Annotated in this window: 17 protein-coding genes and 2 pseudogenes; 8 read left to right on the forward strand and 11 right to left on the reverse strand. The window is 74.7% G+C overall.

Features of this window, described 5'->3' with window-relative positions; all coding sequences use genetic code 11:
• Positions 1 to 17 precede the first annotated feature (17 nt).
• The 4 genes from ACGF15_RS14645 (at position 18) to ACGF15_RS14660 (ending at position 3,847) form a co-directional block, all read left to right on the forward strand.
• Positions 18 to 779 carry an SDR family oxidoreductase gene (locus ACGF15_RS14645; protein WP_345614960.1) on the forward strand — a complete coding sequence of 254 codons (762 nt, stop codon included), beginning with the start codon at positions 18 to 20 and terminating at the stop codon, positions 777 to 779.
• A 130-nt stretch (positions 780 to 909) separates the two neighbouring features.
• On the forward strand, positions 910 to 2,490 hold the full coding sequence (locus ACGF15_RS14650) for an ABC transporter substrate-binding protein (RefSeq protein WP_345614959.1): 1,581 nt from the start codon (positions 910 to 912) through the stop codon (positions 2,488 to 2,490).
• Positions 2,491 to 2,575: 85 nt separating this feature from the next.
• Positions 2,576 to 3,268 (forward strand): uracil-DNA glycosylase, encoded by a 693-nt coding sequence (gene ung, locus ACGF15_RS14655; RefSeq protein ID WP_392799051.1) that lies wholly within the window; start codon positions 2,576 to 2,578, stop codon positions 3,266 to 3,268.
• A 114-nt stretch (positions 3,269 to 3,382) separates the two neighbouring features.
• Positions 3,383 to 3,847, forward strand: a complete 465-nt coding sequence (locus ACGF15_RS14660) for a hypothetical protein (RefSeq protein ID WP_376428710.1) — start codon at positions 3,383 to 3,385, stop codon at positions 3,845 to 3,847.
• A gap of 84 nt (positions 3,848 to 3,931) precedes the next feature.
• On the opposite strand, the gene ACGF15_RS14665 is transcribed toward ACGF15_RS14660, so the two are convergent.
• The 3 genes from ACGF15_RS14665 to ACGF15_RS14675 form a co-directional block, all read right to left on the reverse strand.
• Positions 3,932 to 4,408, reverse strand: a complete 477-nt coding sequence (locus ACGF15_RS14665) for a hypothetical protein (RefSeq protein WP_392799054.1) — start codon at positions 4,406 to 4,408, stop codon at positions 3,932 to 3,934.
• Between the two features lie 100 nt (positions 4,409 to 4,508).
• Entirely contained in the window at positions 4,509 to 5,021 is a 513-nt protein-coding gene (locus ACGF15_RS14670; RefSeq protein ID WP_392799057.1) for a DinB family protein, read from the reverse strand.
• 214 nt (positions 5,022 to 5,235) lie between these two features.
• Positions 5,236 to 5,862, reverse strand: coding sequence for a TetR/AcrR family transcriptional regulator (locus ACGF15_RS14675; RefSeq protein ID WP_392799060.1), 627 nt, complete (start codon positions 5,860 to 5,862; stop codon positions 5,236 to 5,238).
• A gap of 79 nt (positions 5,863 to 5,941) precedes the next feature.
• Between ACGF15_RS14675 and ACGF15_RS14680 the strand changes: the two are divergent.
• Both ACGF15_RS14680 and ACGF15_RS14685 read left to right on the forward strand, forming a co-directional pair.
• Positions 5,942 to 7,170 (forward strand): annotated as a pseudogene (locus ACGF15_RS14680) (FAD-dependent oxidoreductase).
• 162 nt (positions 7,171 to 7,332) lie between these two features.
• Positions 7,333 to 8,241 carry a Gfo/Idh/MocA family oxidoreductase gene (locus tag ACGF15_RS14685; RefSeq protein WP_345614952.1) on the forward strand — a complete coding sequence of 303 codons (909 nt, stop codon included), beginning with the start codon at positions 7,333 to 7,335 and terminating at the stop codon, positions 8,239 to 8,241.
• On the opposite strand, the gene lnt is transcribed toward ACGF15_RS14685, so the two are convergent.
• Complete coding sequence (gene lnt / locus ACGF15_RS14690; RefSeq protein ID WP_392799064.1) at positions 8,162 to 9,835, reverse strand: apolipoprotein N-acyltransferase; 1,674 nt, start codon at positions 9,833 to 9,835, stop codon at positions 8,162 to 8,164. The genes ACGF15_RS14685 and lnt overlap by 80 nt on opposite strands.
• A 252-nt stretch (positions 9,836 to 10,087) precedes the next feature.
• Between lnt and ACGF15_RS14695 the strand changes: the two genes are divergently transcribed.
• Positions 10,088 to 10,696 carry a flavin reductase family protein gene (locus ACGF15_RS14695; protein WP_392799067.1) on the forward strand — a complete coding sequence of 203 codons (609 nt, stop codon included), beginning with the start codon at positions 10,088 to 10,090 and terminating at the stop codon, positions 10,694 to 10,696.
• A gap of 54 nt (positions 10,697 to 10,750) precedes the next feature.
• Here ACGF15_RS14695 and ACGF15_RS14700 read toward each other — a convergent pair whose 3' ends face one another.
• From ACGF15_RS14700 to ACGF15_RS14730, 7 genes and pseudogenes are all read right to left on the reverse strand, one after another.
• The gene (locus ACGF15_RS14700; protein WP_362609147.1) at positions 10,751 to 11,917 is read right to left on the reverse strand and encodes a methyltransferase; all 1,167 of its coding nucleotides are present in this window, start codon (positions 11,915 to 11,917) and stop codon (positions 10,751 to 10,753) included.
• Between the two features lie 70 nt (positions 11,918 to 11,987).
• Positions 11,988 to 12,170 (reverse strand): hypothetical protein, encoded by a 183-nt coding sequence (locus ACGF15_RS14705; RefSeq protein WP_256525269.1) that lies wholly within the window; start codon positions 12,168 to 12,170, stop codon positions 11,988 to 11,990.
• Between the two features lie 234 nt (positions 12,171 to 12,404).
• A complete protein-coding gene (locus ACGF15_RS14710) occupies positions 12,405 to 12,899 on the reverse strand; it encodes an excalibur calcium-binding domain-containing protein (RefSeq protein WP_362609149.1) in 495 nt (164 codons plus the stop codon).
• A 619-nt stretch (positions 12,900 to 13,518) separates the two neighbouring features.
• Positions 13,519 to 14,067, reverse strand: coding sequence for a Uma2 family endonuclease (locus tag ACGF15_RS14715; protein ID WP_305886043.1), 549 nt, complete (start codon positions 14,065 to 14,067; stop codon positions 13,519 to 13,521).
• A gap of 226 nt (positions 14,068 to 14,293) precedes the next feature.
• Positions 14,294 to 14,437: pseudogene (locus tag ACGF15_RS14720) on the reverse strand (transposase); the annotation flags it as partial.
• A 97-nt stretch (positions 14,438 to 14,534) separates the two neighbouring features.
• Complete coding sequence (locus ACGF15_RS14725) at positions 14,535 to 15,407, reverse strand: undecaprenyl-diphosphate phosphatase (protein WP_362609152.1); 873 nt, start codon at positions 15,405 to 15,407, stop codon at positions 14,535 to 14,537.
• Positions 15,408 to 15,697: 290 nt separating this feature from the next.
• Positions 15,698 to 16,411, reverse strand: a complete 714-nt coding sequence (locus ACGF15_RS14730) for a TVP38/TMEM64 family protein (protein ID WP_392799072.1) — start codon at positions 16,409 to 16,411, stop codon at positions 15,698 to 15,700.
• Between the two features lie 375 nt (positions 16,412 to 16,786).
• Between ACGF15_RS14730 and tuf the strand changes: the two genes are divergently transcribed.
• Positions 16,787 to 17,962, forward strand: coding sequence for an elongation factor Tu (gene tuf / locus ACGF15_RS14735; protein WP_392799075.1), 1,176 nt, complete (start codon positions 16,787 to 16,789; stop codon positions 17,960 to 17,962).
• The last annotated feature ends 78 nt before the right edge of the window (positions 17,963 to 18,040 follow it).

Here is an 18,040-nt window from a genome sequence, read left to right on the forward strand (position 1 = left end):
GGAAAGGGACGACGGACATGACGCAGCAGACCGCCGAGAGCGGGAAGGTCGCCCTGGTCACGGGGGCGAGCCGGGGAATCGGGTACGGGGTCGCCGAAGCGCTGGTGGCCCGGGGCGACCGGGTGTGCATCACCGGACGGGGCGAGGAGGCCCTCAAGGAGGCCGTGGAGAGGCTCGGTTCGGACCGGGTCGTCGGCGTGGCGGGCAAGGCCCACGACGAGGCCCACCAGGCGGCGGCGGTCGAGGCCGCGATGGAGGCCTTCGGCCGGGTCGACTTCCTCGTGAACAACGCGGGCACCAACCCGGTCTTCGGCCCGATGGCCGAGCTGGACCTGAACGTCGCGCGCAAGGTCTACGAGACCAATGTGATCTCCGCGCTCGGGTTCGCCCAGCAGACGTGGAAGGCGTGGCAGAAGGAGAACGGCGGTGCGATCGTGAACATCGCCTCCATCGCCGGCGTCTCCGCCTCGCCGTTCATCGGCGCCTACGGCATGAGCAAGGCGGCCATGGTCAACCTGACCCTCCAGCTCGCCCACGAGTTCGCTCCGGGGGTCCGGGTGAACGCCATCGCGCCGGCCGTGGTCAAGACCCGGTTCGCCCAGGCCCTCTACGAGGGACGCGAAGCAGAGGCCGCCTCCGTCTACCCGCTCGGGAGGCTCGGGGTGCCCGAGGACATCGGTGGGGCGGCCGCTTTCCTCACCTCCCCGCAATCCGACTGGATCACGGGGCAGACGCTGGTCGTCGATGGGGGTATCTTCCTCAACGCGGGCGTGCACTGACGCCGCCCATCGGACCGCCTTGCGGCGGTTTGTACCTGGATGATGCAAGTGCCCCGCCGGGACCTCTCCATGTGCCGGCGGGGCGCTGCGGTATGGTTCGCCGACCGTGGGTCGAACGAGGAGCGTGCACGTGTTCTACCGGACCTGTCTGCAGGCGACTGCAGCCCTAGCGTCCATATCCCTGCTGGCAGGATGCGGCCTGATCTCGGGTGACGACGGCGACGCAGAGCAGAAGATCACCGTCGGCACCACCAGTGAGCCGAGCACGCTCGATCCTGCGGCCGCCTGGGACGGGTCGTGGGAGCTCTACCGCAACGTCTTCCAGACCCTGCTCAGCTTCCCGACGGGCTCCACCACCCCGAAGCCGGACGCCGCCGAGTCCTGCCGCTTCCCCGACGCCACGAACACGGTCTTCGAGTGCAAGCTGCGCCCGGGCCTGAAGTTCACCAACGGGGACAAGCTGGACGCCGCGGCCGTCAAGCACTCGATCGACCGCATCCGGACGATCGACGCCGAGGGCGGCCCCAACGGTCTGCTCGGCTCCCTGGAGTCGGTCAGCACCACCGGCGAGGACACGGTGACCTTCCGGCTGACCTCCGCCGACGCCACCTTCCCCTTCATCCTCGCGACGCCGGCCATGTCGATCGTCCCGCCGTCCGAGTACCCGGCCGACGCGCTGCGCGAGGACGGCAAGCTCACCGGCTCCGGGCCGTACGCGCTGGACTCGTACACCGCGAGCGAGAGCGCCGAGATGACCCGCTTCGCGGACTACAAGGGCTTCGCGAAGATCAAGAACGACCAGGTGACGATCCGGTACTACCAGGACTCGGACGTCATGATGCAGGCGCTCAAGGACCGGACGATCGACGCGATCAACCGCGGTCTGACCGCCGAGGAGGTCGTCGAGCTCCAGGAGAAGCGCCCGGAGAACGACCACCTGCAGCTCGTGGAGACCGTCGGCGCGGACATCCGCTACCTGGTCTTCAACCCGGACGACCCGAACGCCGGGAAGCTGGCCGTCCGCCGCGCGATCGCCCAGACCGTCGACCGGGGCGAGCTGGTGCAGAAGGTCTACCGCGGCACCGCCGAGCCGCTGTACTCCATGGTCCCCAAGGGCATCGCCGGGCACACCACCGAGTTCTACGACCGCTTCGGCGACCCCGACGCGGCCAAGGCCGAGGAGATCCTCGACGACGCCGGGATCGACACCCCGGTCTCCCTGAAGTTCTGGTACACCACCGACCGCTACGGATCCTCGACCGCTCCTGAGTTCGCCGAGATCAAGCGGCAGCTGGAGGAGACCGGGCTGTTCCGGATCACCCTGCAGGGCAAGCCGTGGGCGGAGTTCCAGGAGGGCTACCAGAGCGGCGACTACCCCGTCTTCGGCCGAGGCTGGTTCCCCGACTTCCCGGACCCGGACAACTTCATCGCCCCGTTCGTGGGCGCCAAGAACGTGCTCGGTACCCCGTACGAGAGCCCCGAGATCACCGAGCAGCTGCTGCCGCAGTCCCGCCGGGAGAGCGACCGCGGCGCGGTGACCGGTCAGTTCGAGCGGGCCCAGGAGATCCTGGTGGACGACGTCCGGCTGCTGCCGCTGTGGCAGGGCAAGCTGTACGTGGCGGCCAACGAGGAGATCGGCGGCGGCGAGCGCGCCCTCGACCCGCAGACCGTCATGCAGATGTGGGAGCTGTACCGCAAGAAGAGCTGGTGACCACCGGTTGTCAGTGAGGGCGGGTAGGTTCTGTGATCACGGTTCCCCGGATCGCGGAACCGCCCGCCCTACGGAGGTTGTTGACGTGACCGACACCGAGACCGACAAGCTGCTGCCCGAGTCCTGGCGCGACGTCCTCGGCGAGGAGCTGAGCAAGCCCTACTTCGCCGAGCTGATGGAGTTCGTCGAGAAGGAGCGGGCGAACGGACCGGTGTACCCGCCGCGGGCGGAGGTCTTCGCCGCCCTGGAGGCCACCCCCTACGACCGGGTGAAGGTCCTCGTCCTGGGCCAGGACCCCTACCACGGGGAGGGGCAGGGCCACGGTCTGTGCTTCTCCGTCCGCCCGGGTGTCAGGACGCCTCCCTCCCTGCGCAACATCTACAAGGAGATGCAGGCGGAGCTCGGGCACCCGGTGCCCGACAACGGCTACCTCATGCCCTGGGCCGAGCAGGGCGTCCTGCTGCTGAACGCGGTGCTCACGGTGCGCGCGGGCGAGGCGAACTCGCACAAGGGCAAGGGCTGGGAGAAGTTCACCGACGCGGTGATCCGGGCGGTGGCCTCCCGCCCCGACCCGGCCGTGTTCGTGCTGTGGGGCAACTACGCGCAGAAGAAGCTCCCGCTGATCGACGAGAACCGCCACGTGGTGGTCAAGGGGGCGCACCCCTCACCGCTCTCGGCCAAGAAGTTCTTCGGCTCCCGGCCGTTCGGCCGGATCAACGAGGCCGTCGCCGCCCAGGGCCACGACCCGATCGACTGGCGCATCCCGGATCTCGGCTGACGTCACACCTCCGGCCCACACCCCGGGCACCCGGCCACGTGCCTGACGGCCGTCGCCGCGCGCGGCGGCTAGCGTCGGTGCGTCGGCACTGGCGTGGCGCAACGGGAGGACGACGTGACGGAGGAGCACCAGGCGTGCCCCGGGGGCACCCCGACACGGATCGGGCAGGCCGTCATGCTGCTCCATGTCGGCGACCGGGAGGAGGCGCGGCAGCGCTTCGCCGCCCTGTGGGCCGAGACGGCGGACTCGTGCGACGCCCTGCACCGGTGCACCCTCGCCCACTACATGGCCGACGCCCAGGACGATCCGGAGGACGAGCTGGCCTGGGACCTGCGCGCCCTGGCGCTGGCCGAGGGGGACGGGCGGGGCGGCCGCGGCCAGGCGCTCGCGCTGCGGGTCCTGAGGCCCTCCCTCCACCTCAGCCTCGCGGCCGACTACCTCAAACTGCGGCGCCCGGAGGCCGCAAGGGACCACCTGGACCGGGCGCGCGCGACGACGGGTGCCCTGGCGGACGACGGGTACGGGCACGGGGTGCGGGCCGAGATCGCCCGGCTGGGCCGGGCGCTGGGCCCCGGCTGAGGGTGCGGGGCGGCCTCGTCCGCCGTGCCGGGCCGGCTCCGCGCGGCCCGTCCGGCGCCCGTCCCCGGGCATGGCCGCGCCCGCTCACCGCGCGCCCCCCTGTCCGTAGACCCGGCCGCAGATGTGCGCCTGCGGACTGTCCGGGAGCCAGCCGCCGTACTCGCGTCCCAGCGCGCACACCTCGGCCGCCCCTCCCTCCGCGAGCCGGCCGAGGTCCACGGCGGTGGGCTCCGGCGGCGCCGGGGGCCGGGGCGTGTGCGGCCGGACCGGTACGGGCCCCCGCACGGGCGGCGGCTCGGGGGGCCCGGAGGGCGCGGCCGGTGGCGCCTTCCGGGGCGGGGGAGGGGGTGAGGGCACGGGGTCGGGCAGGGCGGCCTCCAGGGCCTCCCGGGCCGGCCCCTGGAGGGTCAGCGGTTCGACGGACGGTCCCGGTGGAACCCCGGTCGTGGCGACCGGGGCGGTGGGCCCCGGGTTCCGCGGCGCCTCGACGGTGACGCACCCGGCCGTCGCCAGGACGGCCAGGCCGACCAGGGCCCTCGCTGTGGTTCTCGTTCGCTGCACGTGCGCAACTCTGCTGTGCGTACGGGGTGTTGCCGTGCCGTACCGGCCGCGATTGGTCCGCACGGGTGACGCGGGATCCGGCCGCCCCCGGGTGCCTGGCTCATTCTCCCGTGCGGCCGTCGATCGCCTCGCGCAGGAGGTCGGCGTGGCCGTTGTGGCGGGCGTACTCCTCGATCATGTGGGTGAGCACCCAGCGGAGGCTGACGGCCGTCCCCCGGTGGGGCCTTCCGTCGCCGAGCTGTTCGAGCCCGCGCGCCGCCGTGACCGCCCGGGCCGCCGCGACCTCGGCCTCCCAGTCGGCGAGGGTGGCGCCCCAGGTGGTCCCCGCCGTCGTGCGGAAGTCGCCGTCGGGGTCCTCGGCGGAGTAGTAGAGGGTGGGGAGGTCCTCGCCCGCGGTGACGATGCGGAACCACCAGCGCTCCACACCGGCGAGGTGGCGCACCAGGCCCATTAGCGTCAGCGTCGACGGCGGCACGGACGCCGTGCGCAGCTGGGCGTCGCTCAGATCGGCGCACTTCGCCCTCAGCGTGGCGCGGTGGTAGTCGAGAAAGCCCTCCAGCGTCTGCCGCTCCCCGGCGGTGGTGGCGGGCTCGCTGCGGTCCCCGGTGGTCATGGGCGCCATCCTCGCGCAGTGCCCGGCCCGGCGGCGAGCGGGTTTCGCCGTCCCGGCCCCGGCCCCGGCTCGCGGCGCCCGCCCCGGGCTTGCGGCGCCCGCCCCGGCCCCCGACTCCCCTTCCCCGACTCCCCTTCCTCAGCTCGCGGCGCCCGGTGCGCGGGCCCGGGCGGGTCCCCCGGCCGGTGCGCCCCGGGAGGGTGCGCGGGGCGGGTCACGGCCGCGCGGCCCCGGGCGGGTCGCCGCCCAGCATGCCGCGCAGCAACTCCTCCAGCCCCCGACGCAGTTCCTCCTCGCTCGGCACCGACCGGTGGTACGAGCCGATGGCGCACGCCAGCATCAGCCCCTCGCACCAGGACACCAGGGACAGCGCGTGGCGCTCCGGTTCCGTCGACCCGGCGGCGGCCAGCATCGCCGTCAGCGGCTCCCGGAACCGGGCCCCCGCGCGGTCGTAGAACTCCCGCAGCTCCGGGCGCCGCCCGGCCTCCAGGGCCAGTTCGTAGCGGGCGACCAGCAACGCGTGGTGGCCGGCGAGGTAGCGGTGGACGGCGAGGGCCATCGCGTCGAGCGGTGCGGGGCGGTCGCCCGTCGCGGGCGGCAGCTCGTCCACGGCGAGCACCGCGGCCTCCCGCTCGGCGAGCCGGCGCACGGCCGCCTGGAGCAGGGCGAGGCGGGTGCGCGCCTGGTTGGACGTCGACCCCTGCGGCAGGCCGGCCGCCTCGTCGACGGCGCGGTGCGTCAGGCCGCGCATCCCGCGCTCCGCCAGCAGGGCGAGGGCGGTGTCGGCGATCAGCTCGGAGCGGGAGCCGCCGGTGGTGCGGTGGGCGGCGGTTGCGGTCATGGGAGCCGATCCTACCCGCCTCACTACACCTGTAGTAGCCTACCGGGGTCACTACAGGTGTAGTCCCCGTGGAGGAGTCATGCCCGGAACCGGACCGGACGGCCGCGCCGTCGTCATCGGCGGCGGGGTCGGCGGCCTCACCGCCGCCATCGCCCTCAGCCGCCGCGGCTGGCACGTCACCGTCCTGGAACGGGCCCGGGACCTGGAGCCCGTCGGCGCGGGCATCGTCCTCGCCCCCAACGCGCAGCGCGCCCTCGACACCGTGGGCCTCGGCGACGCCATCCGCTCCCTCGCCAGCTGGCAGGGCGAGGGGGGCATGCGCACCCCGGCCGGCCGCTGGCTCTCCCGCACCGACGCCCGCGCCGCGGCGGAGCGCTTCGGGGGGCCGCTCGTCCTGCTCCACCGCGCCGCCCTGGTCGACCACCTCGTCCGCACCCTGCCGGAGGGCACCGTCCGCACCGGCTGCCCCGGCGAACTCCTCGACCCCGGCACCCCGGACGGCCGGCTCGCCCGGGTGCGCACCCCCGGGGGCCAGTTGGAGGCCGCCCTGGTCGTCGGCGCGGACGGCATCCGGTCCGCCCCCGCGCCGGCCTGTTCCCCGAGCACCCCGGACCCGTCCACGCGGGCTTCACCACCTGGCGCTTCGTGGTCCCCGCCCCCGCGCGGCCGTTCGCACCCCACGAGTCCTGGGGCCCGGCGTCGCTGTGGGGGAGCCAGCCCCTCGGAGACGGGCGGGTCTACGCCTACGCCGCCGCCACCGCCCCGGACGGGGCCCGCGCCGCCGACGAGAAGGCCGAGCTGCTGCGCAGGTTCGGCGACTGGCACGACCCGATCCCCGCCCTGCTCGACGCCGTGTCCGCGGACCGCGTCCTGCGCCACGACGTCCACCACATGATCCGGCCGCTCCCCGCCTACCACCGGGGGCGCACCGCCCTCCTCGGCGACGCCGCGCACGCCATGACGCCCTTCCTCGGGCAGGGCGGCAACCAGGCCATCGAGGACGCGGTCGTCCTCGCCCACCACCTGGCCCCGAGCGCGGGCACCGGCCCCGGGCTGGCCGCCTACAGCGCCGAGCGCCTGCCGCGCACCACCGCGGTGGTCCGCCGCTCGGCCCGCGCCACCCGGCTCGTGGCCCTGCGCAGCGCCCCCGCGGTGGCCCTGCGGCAGGCGCTGGTGTCCACGGTCTCCCGGTTCGGCCCCGAACTCGTGCTGCGCACCTTCGACGGCATCGCCGACTGGCGGCCCCCGGCGCCGACGTATGCTGCACCTGCACACGGGGACGTCCCCGAACCCCCGGCGGGCCGCTGACCGCGGCCCCACCGGCCGGGCCGCCCCGTGCGGGCCCTCTCCCCGCGAGAGGCCCCGCAGCATGAACACCACCCGGCACACGAAGCACAGCGCCCGGGCCCCGCCGCCGGCCGCACGCCGGGGCGGCCGGGCGACTGCGGCGGCAGCGAAGGAGAACCACCGGTGAAGGTCGGCTGCATCGGTCTCGGCGACATCGCGCAGAAGGCGTACCTCCCGGTGCTCAGCACCCTTCCGGGCGTCGAGCTCCACCTCCAGACGCGCACCCCCGCGACGCTCGCCCGCGTGGCCGACGTCCACCACGTCCCCGCCGCCCGGCGCCACACCGAACTCGACGCCCTGATCGCCGCGGACGTCGACGCGGTCTTCGTCCACGCCTCCACCGCCGCGCACGCCGCACTCGTCACCCGGCTGCTCGACGCGGGCATCGCGACCTACGTCGACAAGCCCCTCGCCTACGAACTCGCCGACTCGCGGCGCCTGGTCGCACTCGCCGAGGCCCGGGGCACCAGCCTCGCCGTCGGCTTCAACCGCCGGCACGCCCCCGCCTACGCCCAGTGCCTGGAGCACCCCCGCGACCTCGTGCTGATGCAGAAGAACCGCGTCGGCCTGCCGGAGGACCCGCGCACCCTGGTCCTGGACGACTTCATCCACGTCGTGGACACCCTGCGCTTCCTGGCCCCGGGCCCCGTCGAGCACACCGACGTGCGCGCCCGCGTCGTCGACGGGCTGATGCACCACGTCGTCCTCCAGCTGTCCGGCGACGGCTTCACCGCCATCGGCACCATGAACCGGATGAGCGGCTCCGCCGAGGAGATCCTGGAGGTCTCCGGACAGGACTCCAAGCGCGAGGTGCGCAACCTCGCCGACATCGTCGACCACAAGGGCCAGCCCAGCCTGCGCCGCCGCGGCGACTGGGTCCCCGTCGCCCGGCAGCGCGGCATCGAGCAGGCCGTGCTCACCTTCCTCGACGCCGTCCGGGACCGGCGCACCCTCAGCGCGCAGGACGCCCTGCGGACGCACGAGCTGTGCGAGGACGTCGTGCTGCGCGCCCTGGAGCAGACCGGCGCCTGACCCGCGCCGCCGAGGCCGCCGCCGCGACGGCGAGCGCGGCGAGCGCGCCCCACACCGGCCACTCCCCGAACCGCACGAACAGCGTCGTCCCCGTCGCGCCCGGCACCTCGTAGACGGCCGTGCCGACGGTGTCGGTGCCGAGCGGGGCGCCCACCGGGAGCCCCGTCGGCCCGAACACGGCGCTGACGCCCGTGAGCGTCGCGTGGACCACCGGGCGGCCGCTCTCCGCCGCCCGCAGCGCCGCCAGCGAGGCGTGCTGCCCGGGAGCCCAGCTGCCCTGGAAGGAGGACGTCGCCGACTGCGCGACCAGCAGGTCGGCCCCGTCCCTCACCAGACGTCGGCTCATGTCCGGGAAAGCGGACTCGAAGCACACCAGGGGCCCGATCCGCGCCCCCGCGTCCGGGCCGTCCGGCAGGGTCATCACCACGGGCGAGTCGCCCCGGAGCCGGTCCTCGCCCGCCGCCCTGCCGACCGAGGTCGCCCACCCCAGCAGCCCACGGGCCGGCACGTACTCGCCGAACGGCACCAGCCGCATCTTGTCGTACCGGTCACCGGTGGGGCCGTCGGGTCCCACCAGGACGGCGCTCTTGTGGATCCCCGCCGCAGCGCCCGCGGGCCCGGCGCTGCGCGCGTCCACGTTCACCAGCAGCGGCGCACCCGCCCGGCGGGCCAGTGCCGCCAGGCGCTCCGCCAGATCGGGGCGGTCCCGGAGGTCGGCGCCCACGCTGCTCTCGCCCCAGACCACCAGCCCGGGAGCCGCGTCGCGCTCCAGCGCCCCGAGGGTGAGCCGCTCGCCCAGGTCGAAGCGGCGCTCCACGCTGTCGGGGCCGCCCACCACGCCCGGCTGGACGACCAGCACCCGCAGCCCGCCGCCGGCGCGCGGCCCCGGCGCCCACGCCGAGACCGCCGCCACGGCCGCCGCACCCGCCACCGCCGCGGCGACCACCGGGACCCTGACCCGGGGCACGGCCACCAGCAGGGCCACGGCCGTGTTGACCGCCACCACCAGCAGGCTCACCAGCCACACCCCGCCCACGGAGGCGATCCGCAGCGCCGGGCCGACCTGCCACTGCGAAGCGCCGAGCAGCCCCCACGGCCCCCCGAGCCCCTGCCAGGAGCGCACGAGCTCGATCACCAGCCACCCCGAGGGCACCAGGACCAGCGCCGCCAGCGCCCTTGCCGCCGTCGGCGGCCCGCCGGCCACCGACCGCACCAGCCAGCCCCAGGGCGCCCACAGCAGCCCCAGCAGCGCGGCCAGCACCAGCAGGAAGACATGGAGGCTCGGGAACAGCCAGTGGTGCACCGCGACCATGAAGCCGACCCCGCCGAGCCAGCCCTCGGCCAGCGCCCGGCGTGCGGATCCGGCGGTGCGCAGCAGCAGCAGCCAGGGCACCAGCGCCACGAAGGCGAACCACCACAGCGAGGGTTCGGGGAAGGCCAGGGCCGGCAGGGCGCCGGCGGCCACCGCGCCAGCGGCCCGTGCCCACGGGGTGCGGCTCCCGGAGCGGCGCACGGCCGGACCTCCCCGCCCCACCGGGCGGGAGGACGGACGGCGCGAGGCGAACGGGCCCCGGGGGACATGCGGCTTGCGCATCTGCGGCTCCTCACCCACCAGTGTGGGGCACGGGGGCACCAGTGTGCGCCGCCGTGGCGCCCCGGCCCAGCGCACCACCCGTGCCGCACGCGCACCACCCCGGCGCTCCCGTGCCACGGGCCGCCCTCCGCCCGGGGCACCCGGTACCGGACGGGCCCGCGCCGCCCCGCGCAGCCCCGCCCCGCGCCGCCCCGCCCCGCGCCGCCCTGCGCCGCGTCGAGGGCGCCCGCGCACCGGCGCGATACTGGCACCATGCGCATCGACCTCGACCCGGCCGCCTGCGGCCGGGACACGTTCTACCGCCTGCTCACGGCGACCGTCGTCCCCCGCCCGATCGCCTGGATCTCCACCACGTCCCCCGACGGGACGGACAACCTCGCCCCGCACTCCTTCTTCACCATCGCGTGCGTGGCCCCGCCGATCGTGCAGTTCACCTCCGTCGGCCGCAAGGACTCGCTGAACAACGTCGAGGAGACCGGCGAGTTCGTCGTCAACCTCGCACCCGAACCGCTCGTCGAGCAGGTCAACGCCACGGCCACGGACTTCCCCCGCGGTGTCGGCGAGTTCGACGCGGTGGGCGTCGCCCGGGAGCCCAGCCTGCGCGTCAAGCCGCCGCGGGTGGCCGCCTCCCCGGTCGCCCTGGAGTGCGTGCTGCACAGCACCGTGCGCCTCGGTGACTCCACCGTCGTGTTCGGGCGGGTGGTGCACGCCGCCGTCCAGGAGTCGGTCCTCGCCGACGGCCACCCGGAGATCACCCGGCTCGCACCGCTGTCCCGGCTCGGGAAGGACGAGTGGGGGACCGTGGGCGAGGTGCGGGAGATCGCCCGCATCCGCTACGCCGACTGGCCCGAGGGCTCCTGACGACACCTCACGACCCGCCCGTCCCGCCCCGGGGAAAAGGGGTGCGACGGGCGGTCAGCGGCCGCCCCGGCGCACGGCCCGCAGCACCACGAACCTGGGCTCGCCCGCCACCACCTCGCAGGACCCGAACAGGCGGCGCAGCCGCACGTGGTAGCCCAGGTGCCGATTGCCCACGACCCACAGCTCCCCGCCCGGCCGCAGCACCCGCCGGGCGTCCGCGAACATCCGGCGGGCGGTGGCGTCGGTGGTCGCCTGGTGGGAGTGGAACGGCGGATTGGTGAGCACCAGGTCCGCCGAGGCGTCCTCCAGCGCGGACAGCGCGTCGCCCGCGACGAACTCCGCCTCCCCGCCGGGAACGTTCTCGCGGAAGGTGGCCCGCGCCGAGGCCAGTGCGGAGAAGGACTCGTCGGCGAAGGTCACCCTGGCTGCGGGGTTGGCCAGTGCGGCGGCGGTGCCGACCACCCCGTTCCCGCAGCCGAGGTCCACCACGTGCTCGGGTCCGCTCCGCGCGGGCAGGTGCCCCAGCAGGAACCGGGTGCCGATGTCGAGCCGGTCCGCGCAGAAGACCCCCGCGTGGTTGGTCACCGGCCGCCCCGACAGGGGGCCGATCCCCTCGGGGAGGTCGTACCGCAGCGGCCAGGGGTTCGCCTCGGCCGTCTGCCGCGGGGCGGGGACGGCGGACACCAGCCGCGCCTTCTTCACGGCGAGGGAGGTCCGCGTCGGCCCGATCAGCCGCTCGAACAGGCGCAGCGTCGAGGTGTGGATCTCCCGGACCATGCCGGTGCCCAGCACCACCGTGCCCTCGTGCAGGGCGGGCGCCAGCCGGTGGAGCTGGTCCTGGAGCAGGGAGAGCGTCTTGGGGACACGGACGAGGAGTACGTCGATCCGCTCCGGAGGGGTGTCCCGGCTGGTCAGCAGGCGGACCGCGTCGGGGTCGACGCCGTTGCGGGCGAGGTTGTCCAGGGTCGCCCGCTGACCGAGCCAGGAGTCGGTGATCTGGACCACGGGGTGGTGCCCGGCCAGCGAGACGGACAGTGCACCCCAGCGGTCGCCGAGGACGGCGACCGTGCCCGACAGCGGGACCGCCGGGCCCTCGACCTCGCCGTGCAGGCGGCGCAGCAGGTACTCGTCGGCGGCGTCCCAGGCGCGGAGTGTGTCGCGCGGGTCCTGCGGGTGGCGGGCGAGCTCGAAGGAGCCCCATGACGTGGTCAGACGGTTCATCGTGGGCACCAGGCTAGCCGAGCGCCGGGGCCCTTCCGGCCCACCGGGTGGACCGCGGGCGGCCCTCGGCTCAGGCCGCGGGCCCCACGTCCGCGCGGGTGGCCGCCGCCCACTCCAGGACCAGGGCCTCGTACTCCGACCGACGCGCCTCGGGCAGCTCCCCGTCCAGCCACAGCTCGCGGATCCGGGCGTTCAACTCGGCGGCGGTCATGGCGCGGACGGTGGCGGCGGGGTCGGTACGAGACGGGGACATGGGCCCAGATTACGGCCTCGCCCCCGGGCGCCCCGGCGGCCGCGTCCCCGCCCCCGGCATGCCACCGGGCCGCGACCGCCCTCCCCGAGGGCCCTCCGACCAGCGCAGACGCGGGGGGCTACCCCGCCGCTGCGGGCACCGGACGCGGATTCCGCATGATCGCGAAGTGATGCATGTCATGCGCGGCACCGGCCCCGGATGACCGGGGGGCACCGCCTCGCGGCCGTATCACGACTACTCGCAGCCCACCCCGTCGCCGTCGCGGTCCAGATGGCGCCCGTAGCCGGGATCGCCGGCGCGCACCGGCGCGGCCCCCGCGGCGCGCGCCGCGGAGCAGTTGGCGTAGGAGACCGAGCCGCCGCCGTCCTCCCCCTCGACCGCACCGGATCCGCCCCCGCCGGAACCGCCCACCGTCACCGTGACCCGGACGGTCTCGGTGACGGTGGGGGCGGGTTCCGGCTCCGCCGTCACGGTCCGCGTGACCGCGGGCTCCGGGGGCGCGGTGACCGTGGCGGTGGCCGTGACCGTCGGCGCCGCCTGGGCGCCGGCCGCGGCGACCTTCGTCTCCCCGCCGCTCCCTCCGTCACCGGAGGAGCCGATGGCCGCGCCGAGGAGGAGGACCGCGAACGCCGACGGCAGGAGCACCCGCTTGCGCGTCCAGCCGGGCCGGGGCGGCGCGGGGGGTGCGGGCGGCTGGTAAGGAGGCGGAACGGGCTGGTTCCAGGACATGTGGCCCCCCGGGGGACGGGTGTGTGGAGGCACGAACGTAGCCCGCCGCCCCGTCCCCGGTGAGGCGAAGTCCCTCTTGGTGACGGATTCGTGACCGTGTGGTGGGGGAGGCGTGTGCGCAGGGGGTGCCCGGCCCCGGGGGGCGCACCCGGAAACGGGCCGGAGCAGCGCTCTGGCCCGCTCCGTCAGTCCCCGGACTCGCCCGCGTGCGGGCTCAGCACGTCCGTGCCCACCAGGACGTACAGGGCCGGACCGAGCACGCCGGTAGATGACGGGAGACTCGGCGGACATCGAGTTCCTCTACGGCAGGCCGTGCGTACACCACGAGCCTGCGTACACGGTGATGACCGATCCCCGCCGTTCGACCAGCAGCAGCCGGGCCACCTGGGACGGTACGAGGGGTTCGGCGGCGCCCCGCCGCCGGGTGAACCGACCGCCTCGTACGCGCCGCCTACGACCCCGACCGCCTCCCGCTCGCCGGCACCCCGGCCCGTGCCTACGCCGCGCCGCTCGAAGTGACCGGCCGCTGCGAGCCCCGCGTACCGTTGGCCTTCGTCCTTGTGGGGGCGTGAGGCGGCTCGCAGCTCGTGGAGCCGTGGCCCGGCGTCCGGCAGAGAGTTCAGGGCACGAGGCTGTCGAGGTCGATGTCGAGGGGGATGGGGACGGAGACCTTCAACCGGTTGCGGTGGATGCCGGTGGCCACGTAGCTGCTCGTCATGACGTCGAGTTCGTAGGTGTGGACGGTGGGGGCGCCGGCCTCGTCCTCGACGCGCCAGAAGTGGGGGATTTTCGCCTGTGCGTACTTGAAGGGCTTCAGGGAGCGGTCGCGGTCCGCCGACTCCTCCGAGACGACCTCGATGACCAGGGCGACGTCCTCAGGCGCGTACCAGGTCCGGTCGGGGTCGTAGGAGGCGGTGGTGAGCAGGAGGTCGGGCTCGGGGCGGCTCTTCTTGTCGAGCCGGACGGTCATCTCACGCTCGGCGTCGAACCCGTCGGGGGCGGCCTGGCGCAGGGCGAAGGTCAGGTTCTCCACCAGCCGGGCGTGCCAGGACCGCTGCGGCGACATCATGAAGATCAGGGCTCCGTCGATGAGTTCGGTGTGCCGCGGTGCCTGGGTGAGGCGGTCGAGGTCATCGGCTTCCCAGCCGCTGATCCTGGGCGGGATCATCCAGTCGGGGAGTTCGGCGGTCACGGCTTCCTCCAGGCGCCTCGAAGAGGTCAGGGGCCTTCATCCCGGATCGCGGACACGGGCCCAACGCTGGTGTCAGCGTAGTCGAGCGACCGGAACTCTCACTCGGCCCGTGCGGGCCCGACGCGCCGGACGCCGGTGATCATCTCGGTGTCGCCCGACGACTCACCGTCTCCCCCCGCACCACGGACCGCCTCGGCGCTGTTCAGCTCACCGGACTTGCCTCGCCCCGTTCCGTCATGGCCCGGCGGTACCAGCAGCACAGGGACTCTGAGCTGATCCCGAGCTCCCGGGCGACGGCGGTGACCGTCCTGCCCGAGGAGCCGATGCGCCCGATCGCGCCCCGCTGGAAGTCCTCGGTGCGCCCCTCGGGAGATGATCACGACGTGGTGCTGCCATCAGGCGCGAGGAAACGCTGGATCGCGCCACCTGTACGGCCCGCTCCGTCAGTCCCCGGACTCGCCCGCGTGCGGGCTCAGCACGTCCGTGCCCACCAGGATGTACAGCGCCAGACCGAGCACGATCCGGTAGATCACGAAGGGCATGAAGGACTTCGTGGTGATGAACTTCATGAACCACGCGATCACCGCGTAGCCCACACCGAAGGCGACCACGGTCGCGAAGATCGTCGGGCCCCAGGAGACGTGGCCCTCGGTGGCGTCCTTCAGCTCGTAGACGCCGGAGGCCAGCACGGCGGGGATCGCGAGCAGGAAGGAGTACCGCGCCGCCGACTCGCGGGTGTAGCCCATGAGCAGGCCGCCGCTGATCGTCGCACCGGAGCGGGAGACGCCGGGGATCAGCGCCATCGCCTGGCACATCCCGTAGACGAGGCCGTCGCGCACGCTGAGGTTCCGCAGGGTCTTGCGCTCGCGCACGGCGCGGTGGCGCCCGCCCGCCTCGTCACGTGCGGCCAGGCGGTCCGCGACGCCGAGCACGATGCCCATCACGATCAGCGTGGTGGCGATCAGGCGCAGATCACGGAAGGGGCCCTCGATCTGGTCCTTGAGCGTCACCCCGAGCACACCGATCGGGATGGAGCCGACGATGACCAGCCACCCCACCTGGGCGTCGTGGTCCTGCCGCATCGCCTTGTCGGTGAGCGAGCGCGTCCAGGCGGACAGGATCCGGCCGATGTCCTTGCGGAAGTAGATCAGCACGGCGGTCTCCGTGCCGATCTGGGTGATCGCGGTGAACGCGGCACCCGGGTCGTGCCACCCCGCGAACGCGGCGGTCAGCCGCAGATGGGCGCTGGAGGAGATCGGCAGGAACTCGGTCAGCCCCTGGACGAGCCCGAGGATGAATGATTCGAACCAAGACATGGAAAGCTGTGCCACCCAAAGGGATCACGGGCGGTCCGGCGGACGCACGGACCGGCGCTGCTGAGGTATCGGTCGCCGCTGCCGGGGCCCCGGAGGGCCCGCACCGGCCTGGTCACGGGCAGGCGCGCTCCACGGTGGTCATACGGACCCTTCGCTGACGTGTCCGACGGGTGGTCGGGCGCACCCCTCAGGGCCCCTCGACGCGCGCGGGGTGCACCGGTCGGGGGCAGCGTAGCGCCCCGAAATGACGGGCCCTCCCGCGGGCCCCCGCCGAGCGGGCTCCCCCTGGTTCAGCCGGACGCCAGCCGGTGGCGCCTGCGCCAGGCGACCACCGCGGCCACCGCGCCCGAGGCCATGATGAAGCCGAGGGCGACGAGGAACACCGGCGAGTCGGGGGACCCCGCCCGGCTCCCCGCCACCACGTAGGCGGCGGTGTTCGGGATCGAGCCGAGGCCCGTTGCCAGCAGGAAGGGGGCGTAGCCCATCCGGGAGACGGCCGCGCAGTAGTTGGCCGCCGCGAAGGGCACCCCGGGGAAGAGGCGGACGGCCAGCATCGAGCGGAAGCCGTGGCGGCTCAGCTGCCCGTCCGCCGCGTGTATCAGCCGTCCCCGCAGCAGCGGCCGCAGGGCGTCCCGGCCCAGCACGCGTCCCAGGGTGAAGGCGATGCCGGCGCCGAGGACCGTCCCGCCGAGCGCCGCCACCAGCCCCGCCTGCGACCCGAACAGGGCACCCGCGGCGAGGTTCAGCACCGGCCGGGGCACGAAGGCGGCGGCACACACGCCGTACCCCGCGGCGTACAGCGCGACGGCCGCCGGGCCCGCGACCCGGAGCGGCCATCCCGAGGAGAGCAGGTGCTGCGGCTCGTACACCACCACCGCCGCCGCGGCCGCGGCGAGCAGCGCCAGGAGCACCGACAACCGGGACCAGGGGGAGGACAGCACCCTGGCCGTGCGGGCGGCCGGGCCGGACGGGCCGGAGGGGGCGCGGAGGACGGGGGCGAGCATTCGGGGAGCGTAGCGGACGGGGGGACCGGGCCGCCGTGAGGTGCACCCCATCGCGCCCGCCACCGTCCCGGCATCGCGCCCGCCACCGTCCCGGCACGGCGGGGAGCACCCGGAAAACCGGTCGACGCGGCGCCCCGCCCTCCGGGACCATCGGGGCATGGTCCGGCACGCCTTCCCCGCAGCGCCGTCCGCCGTCGCGGACGCGCCGAAGGCTGCCGTGTTCCCGGCGGCGGCCGCGGCCGCGGCAGCCGCGGCCCTCGACGGCGCCCGAAGCTGACCCTTCCCGGACAGTCCCGTGGACCCCGCAGGGGGAGGGTCGGCAGGCCCCAGGGGTCCCCACGGCATCCGGTTCCGGAAGGGAACAGCAGACCAGTCATGGCCAAGACGCCATTCGTGCGCACCAAGCCGCACCTCAACATCGGCACCATGGGACACGTCGACCACGGCAAGACCACCCTGACCGCCGCCATCACCAAGGTGCTCAGCGAGCGCTCCGGCGGCACCACCTCCTATGTCGCCCTCGACCGCATCGACCGCGCCCCGGAGGAGGCGCGCCGCGGCATCACGATCGACCTCGCGCACGTCGAGTACGAGACCGGCACCCGGCACTACGCGCACGTCGACATGCCGGGCCACGCCGACTACGTGAAGAACATGGTCACCGGCGCCGCCCAACTGGACGGCGCGATCCTGGTGGTGTCGGCGCTCGACGGGGTCATGCCCCAGACGGCCGAGCACGTGCTGCTCGCCCGGCAGGTGGGCGTGGACCACATCGTGGTGGCGCTCAACAAGGCGGATGCGGGCGACGAGGAGCTCACCGAGCTCGTGGAGCTGGAGGTCCGCGAACTGCTGACCGCGCACGGCTACGGGGGCGACGCCGCACCCGTGGTCCGGGTCTCCGGCCTGCGCGCCCTCGAGGGCGACCCCCGCTGGACGGCCGCGGTCGAGGCGCTGCTCGACGCCGTGGACACCTACGTCCCCCTGCCCGTCCGGTACACCGACGCGCCCTTCCTGCTCCCGGTGGAGAACGTGCTCACCATCACCGGCCGCGGGACCGTGGTCACGGGCGCGGTGGAGCGGGGCACCGTGTCCGTCGGGGACCGGGTGCAGGTGCTCGGCGCCGACGCGGAGACGGTGGTGACGGGGCTGGAGACCTTCGGCAGGCCGATGGACTCCGCCGAGGCGGGCGACAACGTGGCGCTGCTGCTGCGGGGGCTGCCCCGGGACGCGGTCCGCCGCGGCCACGTGGTGGTGGCACCCGGCAGCGTGCAGCCCGCGCGGCGCTTCACGGCACGGGTCCACCTGCTCTCCACACGGGAGGGCGGGCGCCGTACACCGGTCTCCTCCGGGTACCGGCCGCAGTTCTACCTGCGGACCGCGGACGTCGTCGGTGACGTGCAGCTCGCGGGGGAGGGCCCGGCACACCCCGGGGAGACCGTGGAGATGACGGTCGAGCTCGGGCGGGAGGTCCCGCTGGAGCCCGGTCTGGGCTTCGCCGTCCGCGAGGGCGGGCGCACCGTCGGTGCGGGGACGGTCACGGCGCTGGCCTGAGCGCCGGCGGCGCGCCCGCGAACGGCGCGGGCGGGCGGTCCTCCCGGGGACCGCCCGCTCCCGCGGCCGGGGCCGCCC

The sequence above is a fragment of the Streptomyces sp. NPDC048001 genome, assembly GCF_043203115.1.
Classification (GTDB): Bacteria; Actinomycetota; Actinomycetes; order Streptomycetales; family Streptomycetaceae; genus Streptomyces; species Streptomyces sanyensis.

Bases quoted from the DNA above. Each gene is read 5' to 3' on its own strand.
- ACGF15_RS14715 (WP_305886043.1), bottom strand. From the start codon at position 14,067: ATGATCCCGCCCAGGATCAGCGGCTGGGAAGCCGATGACCTCGACCGC.
- ACGF15_RS14675 (WP_392799060.1), bottom strand. From the start codon at position 5,862: ATGACCGCAACCGCCGCCCACCGCACCACCGGCGGCTCCCGCTCCGAG.
- ACGF15_RS14670 (WP_392799057.1), bottom strand. From the start codon at position 5,021: ATGACCACCGGGGACCGCAGCGAGCCCGCCACCACCGCCGGGGAGCGG.
- ACGF15_RS14705 (WP_256525269.1), bottom strand. From the start codon at position 12,170: ATGTCCCCGTCTCGTACCGACCCCGCCGCCACCGTCCGCGCCATGACC.
- tuf (WP_392799075.1), top strand. From the start codon at position 16,787: ATGGCCAAGACGCCATTCGTGCGCACCAAGCCGCACCTCAACATCGGC.
- ACGF15_RS14725 (WP_362609152.1), bottom strand. From the start codon at position 15,407: ATGTCTTGGTTCGAATCATTCATCCTCGGGCTCGTCCAGGGGCTGACC.
- lnt (WP_392799064.1), bottom strand. From the start codon at position 9,835: ATGCGCAAGCCGCATGTCCCCCGGGGCCCGTTCGCCTCGCGCCGTCCG.
- ACGF15_RS14700 (WP_362609147.1), bottom strand. From the start codon at position 11,917: ATGAACCGTCTGACCACGTCATGGGGCTCCTTCGAGCTCGCCCGCCAC.
- ACGF15_RS14710 (WP_362609149.1), bottom strand. From the start codon at position 12,899: ATGTCCTGGAACCAGCCCGTTCCGCCTCCTTACCAGCCGCCCGCACCC.
- ACGF15_RS14645 (WP_345614960.1), top strand. From the start codon at position 18: ATGACGCAGCAGACCGCCGAGAGCGGGAAGGTCGCCCTGGTCACGGGG.
- ACGF15_RS14730 (WP_392799072.1), bottom strand. From the start codon at position 16,411: ATGCTCGCCCCCGTCCTCCGCGCCCCCTCCGGCCCGTCCGGCCCGGCC.
- ACGF15_RS14695 (WP_392799067.1), top strand. From the start codon at position 10,088: ATGCGCATCGACCTCGACCCGGCCGCCTGCGGCCGGGACACGTTCTAC.